Genomic DNA, 6845 nt, shown 5'->3' with positions numbered 1-6845 from the left:
TCTTCGATTGAATGGCCCAGATTTTTCTTATTGATTCGATGATGCTTTGCCCCGGGGCATTTAATCCGGCGACGTAGTTTAGCTGGTAGGTCTGAATTGCGGATAGCTAAACGCTGGTCATCAATATACCGGTACACCGTCGGTGTTGAGGGGCAGACAAGCCTTGGGTGATCAGTCTTGAATTGGTGGACAAAAGTATCCACACTATGCATCCTGGGACGCGCTTTTAAAGCTGTCACCAAAGCATTACAGAAGGTTTGACAATGATCAAAGAGTCCACGATAACAGCTATTTAGTCGGTGCTTACGATAAATTGCTTCACCAGTTTCTGCCAGATATGACTGTTCAAAGATATGAGTACTAGCGTTAATCTGTGTCGTTGTCCCACGTTTTAATTCACGTGAAATCGTGCTGGGATTACGATGAAGGGCCTGGGCAATCCGGCGGATAGACCAATCTAAGTCCCTTAGGGATTCAATTCGACCACGTTCAGCTAAATTGAGTTGGTGATACTGATTAGATATGATATTCTTAATTCGGGTCATGAAGATACCTCTTTCTTGTTTGTGGTGAATTAAGAATAGGTCTTCATGGCCTTTTTGACTAGTCTGAATAAAGAACTGGTCTAGTAGAGCAGGTGTTGCACTTCAATTTTAAATCGAGGTATTAAAGTTAATTCGATATTCCTTCATCTTTTATTCCTCCAAATCGGTCTTCTTACGTAATGCTATCATAAACAGTTGTTTACGACCAATTATATTAACAAGCACACTATTTTCTTAGAATTTGTATTTTATTTGTTAATGGTATTTACGAATTATGGAATAATCGGTATAATATAAGTAAATAACTGGTATTATTTTAACAAATAATTAAAAACTGTTCGCTTTGATAATCAGGGGCTTATTGAGGGAGGAATATCAATGGAACCACACAGTTCAGCGGAACAAGAACAGTTTTATAGTGAAATTCAACAATTAATCAACGTTCGAAAGCTTGTTGTGACGGCTTCTAACCACATTATGGACGAAGGCGACATTTCCCTTAATGATCTGGCTATCATTAGCGAACTGGCAATTGATGGTGCAATGACGGCTTCCAATCTGGCCAAAAAAACCGGGATGCAAAATTCATACATTTCGACTAAAATATCGAGTATGTTGAAACAAAAACTACTGACAGAGCATACGGTCAGTGGTAATCGGCGGCTTCGAATTGTCGATTTAACGAGTACTGGTAAACATTTATTTCAGGATTTGTATCAAGCGTTTCCAGAAAAGTACGACACCCTAATTAAAAATCTTGGAGATTTATTAGATAATAAAGCAAATTAAAGGATTGGTGCTTATGAGCTTCAATCCTTTTTTGATTTTTGCGACGCTTTCTGCTATATTTATTAGAAAACAATGAGAAAGGCGGCATGCACATGCAAATTCGGATAATGGAACCTAAAGACAACGTTGCCATGAAGCATATCCTACAAGCTTGCTTGCGGGATGCCCATTTGGATAAACCGGGGACGGCTTACTTTGATCCGCAACTAGATGAGCTGGCGGAATACTACGAAGAATTACCGCACGCGGCCTATTGGGTTGCCGTGAATGAGCAAAAAGAGGTTGTTGGTGGCTGTGGCATTGGTCCACTAGACCGAACTACCGGAATTTGTGAGTTACAAAAACTCTACATAGACAAGCAGGCAAGAGGGCAAGGCTTGTCAAAAAAGTTGCTAGAAAAATCAGCAACTTATGCGCGGCAAGATGGGTATCAGAAGATGTACATAGTGACGGATAGTCGGCTACCGATTGCAAATAAGTTATATCAAAAATATCAATTTGAACAATTAAAGCAGCCACTACCACAGGACCTACATCCTGGATGTGATACCTGGTATTTTCGAGATTTAGATTTAACTGTTGGCAAATGAAATTGACATTTAGTTTGTCGGTTACTATACTGAAATTAACATCTAATTAGAAAAAGCGTTGAAGAGAAGAGTAACTAAGTAAAATTTGAAAGCGACCTTGGTTAGTGTGAGCAAGGAAATTTTAGTTGGTGAAGATGAACTTGGAGCTGATGAGCGGTGTTGCTGCTCATCCGGAATTGGCCGTTATCCATTTTTGAGGCACGTTTAATTCGTGCGAACAAGGGTGGTAACGCGATGCATTCGCCCCTTAACCGATTCGGTTTAGGGCGGGTGCTTTTTAATTGGATGAATAAGAGAACGAAGGGTGATATAAATGGCAAAAGTTGAAAGTTTTCAATTGGATCATACAAAGGTAAAGGCACCATACGTACGTTTAATTACGGAGGAACACGGTGAAAAGGGCGACTCAATCACTAACTTTGACCTCCGTCTTGTTCAACCAAATGCCAATGCAATTCCTACTGCAGGGTTACATACAATTGAGCATTTGCTTGCTGGTTTGCTACGTGACCGAATGAGCGGCGTTATTGACTGCTCACCATTTGGCTGCCGGACTGGCTTCCATTTGATCATGTGGGGCGAACATACGACTACTGAAGTTGCCAAGGCCCTCAAGGGTTCTCTTGAAGAAATTGCCAACGTTACAAAGTGGGAAGATGTCCCTGGCACTGATATTACCAGCTGTGGTAACTACCGTGACCATTCATTGTTCTCTGCTAAAGAATGGAGCAAGAAGATTCTTGATGAAGGTATCAGCGACAAGCCTTTTGAACGAAACGTCATTTAAATTTTAAATAGTAAAAGCGGCACATCTCAAGTCGAGGTGTGTCGCTTTTTTTGACCTAAAGTAAATTTTTGCTATAGGCGTTGTTCATAATTGATTGGGTTTCAGTAAACTCGTTTTCATCATGTAAAACAACCGTGATGATTCGGTTGTGACCCGATTTCTGGCCAGTTCCGACGAAACAGTAACCCGCTTTTGGTGTGTAACCAGTCTTTAACCCGTCAACTTTCAGAGAAGATTGATAGTATTTACGACCGGAAAGCATGTTGTTGTAGTTGTAAAGTGGCTGTCCGCTTAAAGTCATTGATTTAACTGAAGCTGTGGTTAACGTACTTGGGTAATCAGTGATCAAATGATCAGCGATTAAAGCAACGTCCTTTGCTGAGACCATGTTTGCGTCAGCACCACCAATTGAGTAACCGAAAGCCTTCAAGTCTGATTGCTCTAAACCAGAAGAAGAAACGAACTTCGCTTTACCAAGATTCCAACTCTTCGCTTGCGCGTTCATCATTGAAATGAATTTCTTGTTAGCAGTTGGAGTAGAGCCACCAGCAACCCACTGACCCAGCGCAATAGCAGCATTGTTTGAAGAATCGATTAATGCGGCGTCGTACAATTGTTTAACGGTGTATGACGACTTTGTAAATCTGAAGCCACCACAAGCAGAATCCTTACCCATGGCAACTAAACCGGAATAATTGGTTTTAACTTTTGAACTCCATGAGTAGCCAGAACCTGCGACCTTTTTATCAACTAAGTACAGGGTCATTAATTTTGAAACGGATGCAATTGGGCGAGCCGTGTTAGCACTCTTTGACCAGACAACCTTATTGTCGGTGGCATCGTATGCGACCGCATTTTTTGCATATTTGACGTTAAACGGTGCAACGCCCTTAGTTAAATAACTGTGCCAAATAATTCCTGACTTGGTGCCGGCGCCATTCTTAACTTGGTAGTAAATGGCGTTCTTACCATTATGTTTAAGGACGACTTTCTTGGTTGCGTACCAAGTCGTGTTGGGGTAGCCCTTTAGCGTAGCAACCTTTTTGGTATGGCTGGCGTTGTAAACCGCTCCAGTTGTACTCTTTTTATGATAGGCGGTTTTAGTCATTGTTGTAGATGAAACAGTTGAGTATGTAGATGCGTTAGCTGTTTGAGCGGTATAGGTTATTCCAGAAAGCGAAACGACCGCAACGCCCATTAATGTCATTCTTTTTAGTAAGTGCATAGTAAGCCTCCATTTAGTATTTCCTCTATTTTGCCATGGATTCGTTCAAAAAAATTGAATGTCATTAAATTGTGATGATTAGTAAGTTTTCTGTAACCTATGTTGCAAAAAAAATGAAAGCGCTTATTCCATTATGATTCATAGCATGGTATTATTATTCTGCACAATACTTATGTGCAATAACTGTGCAGGCGGATTACTTATATCTGGGGGGATAGTTATGAAAGTTAGAAGTTTTTGTTGGATTCGTGGACTTGTTATCGCAGTATTTGCCGGTTTAATGTTATGGGGAGTAACGTTAAACCATGTAAGTGCCGCAACCGCGGATCCAACGGGGGAAAGTCGGTTAGTCAGCGAGTCGTCAACTTCGACCATAGAAGGTAGTGAAGCAGTAGTTGAATCCAGTGCATCTAGCGCTTCCAGCTCATCGGGGGAACCCGCTGCGGATTCAAATGGCGAGGTTGTGCAGAATCAATCTAAAGCAGTTGTAACTGAAGGTTCAGAAAGCCAGAAAGCTCCGGCAAAAGCCGCAAGAGCTGCTGTGGCCCCTGTACCTGAAGCTAAGGCTGCTGAGGAAGACGCGTCAAAAACAATTACCGTTACAAACGAGCAGGAAGTTTTGGATGCCATTAAGCGCATTCCGACCGATAATTCGGCGTACAAAATTGTTTTAGCAAACGATATGTCATTTACTGGTGAAGTTAAAAGCATTGCCGGACAAAACATTACGTTTATTAATCAATTAGATCCAATTAAATTGTTATTGACCAATACGTTTAACATCGTTAAAGGTTCTACCGTTAATTTATTGGGAAATCAGATTCATGGCATTACGATTTCGCCGACTGAAAATTTCAATATGGCGTCCGTGCCCATTAGGGTTAACGGGACATCGAGTATTGAAAACACAACGGTCACTGGGTTTTCGTTAGTCACCAAAGCTTTGAATCGAGCACCCATCGTTGTTCTTGGTGGGAACTTAACACTGAATAATCAGGGTTATGTTTTTGCAAATTCAGTGGTCGATGCTTCAGGCAGCGGTGGCGTCTCATTTGCCGCCGGTGGCGTTCTCGTTACATACGAGGGAACATTCACAATTAATAAAGGTAGTGATGTTGAATCAAATTACGTTTGGCCATTTGCTGAACAAGGAGTGGCCGGCGGTGTTGGCGTTCATAATAGTTCACACTTCATTATGAACGGTGGTCTCATCTACAACAACATGAGTGATCAAGCTGGTGGTGTGAGCGTTGGGGACCTTGTTCGAAGTACAGAGGAAGCTCCCTCGACATTTGTCATGAATGGGGGCGTCATCAAAGGAAATACCGGTTGGTCGCATTCTGGTGGAATCAACATCTATGGAAATGGTGACGTGACGATTAATGGTGGCGAAATTTCTAATAACATTGCTGGCTATTATACTGGCGGTTACGTTAATCCTTATGCAGTTGGTGGCGGGATTTCCGTCTCCACCGGTTATGTACCAGGAGCTAGTTTATCGTTAGCAAATGCAAACAAGTACAATATCGCGAGATTAGTCATTAATGATGTCCTAATTGATGGCAACAAAGCTGCCGGTCCTGGTGGTGGTGTTTATGTTAATTCAGATAATGTCACAATCAATAAAGCTGAGATTACGAACAACGTTTCAGCAGATCATGGTGGTGGGATTTATCTGAGTATTGCTGAATACACATTGCGTCTCGGTAACGCCTTAATCACTGAAAACTCAGCAGTAGATGGTAAAACCTCCTATTGGGATGGTATTCACCCACTCGAAATTGGTGCCGGTGGTGGTGTCTGGTTCTGTCCAACAGCCGATGCCGAAATTCGGGTAACGGATGGAACTGCTATTTTTGGGAACACCGCCTTAAATCAAGGTGATGACGTTTCGAGCGAGTCTAAATACGCTAATGCAGCCCTCTCGTTGGATAACCGAATTCTTGGTGGCGGTTCAGTTGATTGGTATCATGATCGGGATGGGAGTCAAACGGATACACCGGTCACAGTTGAAAACGAGTCAGGTGAAATTTCATTAAAATCAAGTGTCCTATCGGCAGCACAGACACTTGCGGCTAGTTTGGCCACGGTCATTATCAAAGGCAACTCCGCAGTTCGTGGTGGTGGCGTTGGTTCAAATGGGTCCATCTACTTTGGCGAAACAACCGAATCAACCATTGATATTAAAGCAATTAAGCAGTGGGATACAGATGGGTTAGAGGTCAAGTTGCCTGATCAAGTGACAGTTAATTTGACGCTTGATGATCCAACGAATCCATTAAATGGCCAAGTGATCGATACGGTTACTTTGAACGAGGCCAATAATTGGCAAGCTAGTTTTCTTAAATTACCAAACAACATTAAGTACAAGGTAAATGAAACAGTAGTCGAAGGGTTCACGACGAGTGATTCTGGATTACAGTTGGTAAGCGATAGCCGCTTTGAAATAACGTTTACAAATAAAGCCAATCCATTACCAATCATTCCTGAAGTTCCAGGCAACCCTAGCAACCCTAGTACTCCTGAAACACCCGTAACGCCGGAAGTTCCAAGTGTTCCGGAAACGCCCAATACTCCAAATACTCCGGAGACGCCAAATGTTCCTGGCGAACCGGCAGTCCCTGAGGAACCTGCTACACCAGATCCAGAGACTCCTGCAAAACCAGAAACACCTGCTAAGGCTAAGGTACCAACGGCCACAAAAGCTTCTAAGCCAGGAATCAAAGGTGATGTAAAAGTTCAAAAGAGCTCAGTATTGCCGCAAACCAATGCCGCTAATTCACTTCTAAGTTTAATTATTGGCTTGATGATCTTAGTTTCAACGCTAGGTTTCGGACTTTTGGTTACAAAGAAAAGTTAATAAAGCAAAAAAACACTTTCGGCGTTATGATGGGCTCTAAAAAAGTTAG

General features: G+C 42.1%; 6 protein-coding genes and 1 other annotated feature. Of the genes, 4 read left to right on the top strand and 2 right to left on the bottom strand.

What is annotated here, in order from left to right; all coding sequences use genetic code 11:
* A partial coding sequence (locus tag FD44_RS09315) for a helix-turn-helix domain-containing protein (protein ID WP_156656222.1) occupies positions 1-545 on the bottom strand: 545 nt, incomplete at its 3' end.
* Between the two features lie 378 nt (positions 546-923).
* On the opposite strand from FD44_RS09315, the gene FD44_RS09310 reads away from it, so the two are divergent.
* The 3 genes from FD44_RS09310 (at position 924) to FD44_RS09300 (ending at position 2711) form a co-directional block, all read left to right on the top strand.
* Positions 924-1334, top strand: a complete 411-nt coding sequence (locus FD44_RS09310) for a MarR family winged helix-turn-helix transcriptional regulator (protein ID WP_010619296.1) — start codon at positions 924-926, stop codon at positions 1332-1334.
* 92 nt (positions 1335-1426) lie between these two features.
* Positions 1427-1924 carry a GNAT family N-acetyltransferase gene (locus tag FD44_RS09305; RefSeq protein WP_010619297.1) on the top strand — a complete coding sequence of 166 codons (498 nt, stop codon included), beginning with the start codon at positions 1427-1429 and terminating at the stop codon, positions 1922-1924.
* Positions 1925-1973: 49 nt separating this feature from the next.
* Positions 1974-2175 (top strand) — a binding site (T-box leader).
* A gap of 62 nt (positions 2176-2237) precedes the next feature.
* Complete coding sequence (locus FD44_RS09300; protein ID WP_010619298.1) at positions 2238-2711, top strand: S-ribosylhomocysteine lyase; 474 nt, start codon at positions 2238-2240, stop codon at positions 2709-2711.
* A 55-nt stretch (positions 2712-2766) separates the two neighbouring features.
* Here FD44_RS09300 and FD44_RS09295 read toward each other — a convergent pair whose 3' ends face one another.
* On the bottom strand, positions 2767-3936 hold the full coding sequence (locus FD44_RS09295; protein ID WP_010619299.1) for a serine hydrolase: 1170 nt from the start codon (positions 3934-3936) through the stop codon (positions 2767-2769).
* Between the two features lie 220 nt (positions 3937-4156).
* On the opposite strand from FD44_RS09295, the gene FD44_RS10840 reads away from it, so the two are divergent.
* On the top strand, positions 4157-6796 hold the full coding sequence (locus tag FD44_RS10840; RefSeq protein WP_010619300.1) for a Cna B-type domain-containing protein: 2640 nt from the start codon (positions 4157-4159) through the stop codon (positions 6794-6796).
* The last annotated feature ends 49 nt before the right edge of the window (positions 6797-6845 follow it).

Source organism: Secundilactobacillus malefermentans DSM 5705 = KCTC 3548, from assembly GCF_001436395.1.
Taxonomy (GTDB): domain Bacteria; phylum Bacillota; class Bacilli; order Lactobacillales; family Lactobacillaceae; genus Secundilactobacillus; species Secundilactobacillus malefermentans.
This window is presented reverse-complemented; position numbering and strand designations above follow the sequence as displayed.

Excerpts from the sequence above, each read along its gene's own strand:
- FD44_RS09310 (WP_010619296.1), top strand. The coding sequence starts at position 924 with ATGGAACCACACAGTTCAGCGGAACAAGAACAGTTTTATAGTGAAATT.
- FD44_RS09305 (WP_010619297.1), top strand. The coding sequence starts at position 1,427 with ATGCAAATTCGGATAATGGAACCTAAAGACAACGTTGCCATGAAGCAT.
- FD44_RS09300 (WP_010619298.1), top strand. The coding sequence starts at position 2,238 with ATGGCAAAAGTTGAAAGTTTTCAATTGGATCATACAAAGGTAAAGGCA.
- FD44_RS09295 (WP_010619299.1), bottom strand. The coding sequence starts at position 3,936 with ATGCACTTACTAAAAAGAATGACATTAATGGGCGTTGCGGTCGTTTCG.
- FD44_RS10840 (WP_010619300.1), top strand. The coding sequence starts at position 4,157 with ATGAAAGTTAGAAGTTTTTGTTGGATTCGTGGACTTGTTATCGCAGTA.